Annotated in this window: 2 protein-coding genes; both read right to left on the bottom strand. The window is 64.6% G+C overall.

Annotated features, from left to right (window positions below):
* Positions 1–744: carboxyl transferase domain-containing protein (locus ACIRS4_RS37840; protein WP_404204755.1), on the bottom strand; the 744-nt coding region annotated here is incomplete at its 3' end.
* Between the two features lie 52 nt (positions 745–796).
* Positions 797–1200 (bottom strand): hypothetical protein (locus ACIRS4_RS37845; RefSeq protein ID WP_404204757.1); only part of this gene is annotated, 404 nt, incomplete at its 5' end.

Here is a 1200-nt window from a genome sequence, read left to right on the forward strand (position 1 = left end):
CAACTCCTGGCAGCTGGAGGGCAGGTAGCCGAGGTAGTCGCGCACCCACTCGAACGCGGCCTTCTCGTCCCGGGCCACGTGGTGGATATTGCCGTACTGCGCTTGGGAATTCGCGCCGCCCAGCTCCTCGAGACTGACATCCTCGCCGGTGACCTCGCGAATCACCTTGGGACCGGTGACGAACATGTACGCCTCTTCGGTGGCGACCACGACGTCGGTATTGATCGGCGCGTACACCGCGCCACCCGCGCAGCTGCCCAGGATCATCGAGATCTGGGGCACCAAGCCGGACAACGGTTCCTGGCGTCTGCCCAGCTCGGCGTACCAGGCCAGCGAGGTCACCGCCTCCTGCACGCGGGCGCCGCCGGAGTCGTTGATGCCGACCACCGGGCAGCCCACCTTGGCCGCGAATTCCATGATGCCGGCGACCTTGCGGCCGAACATCTCGCCGACCGAACCGCCGTACACGGTCTGGTCGTGCGAGAAGACCGCCACCGGGCGGCCCTCCACCAAACCGTGCCCGGTGACCACGCCGTCGCCGTAGAGCGCCTTCTTGTCGCCCGGATTGCGCACCAGCGCACCGATTTCCACGAAGGTTCCGGCGTCCAGCAGCATGTCGATGCGGTCGCGGGCGGACGGAATGGACTTCCGCGCCCGCTTGGCGATGCCTGCCTCCCCCGCCGGTTCCCTCGCGATGTCGAGCTTGCTTCGAAGGTCGGCGAGTTTATCGGCGGTGGTGCTCACTGGACTCCTTTCGGCAAAAACCTACTTTCGCAGAACCCGTGACGCGGTGGTGCTATTTCCCGGTGGTGTCGATCTCCGTAAGTTTCTTGGCGAGATCGGCGCCGATGGTGGAGATTCGCGGCTCGTCGATGATCTGGATGTGATCGCCCGGAATGTGAATGATCTCCAGATTCGGAATGTGCTCGGCCCAGCCGCCGTTCGGCCGGCGGTCGGCGAAACGCGGCTCCAGCTCGATCATTCCATCGTGGTAGCGATCGGCCAGGTACAGGGTCACCTGACCGTCGTACTTGGTCGGCTCGATCTTCTCCAGTTCCTTGCTGTCGATCCACGAGGTGCGCTGGTGCTCGATCACGCCGCCCGGAATATCGACCCCGGCGAACTTCAGCAGCTCCATGATGATGTCGATCTGCTCCGCATCCGAAGCAGCGGCCAGCTCCTCGAGCTGTTCCTCATCGA

Origin of the sequence: Streptomyces sp. NPDC101166, from assembly GCF_044768125.1 — a bacterium.
Taxonomy (GTDB): domain Bacteria; phylum Actinomycetota; class Actinomycetes; order Streptomycetales; family Streptomycetaceae; genus Streptomyces.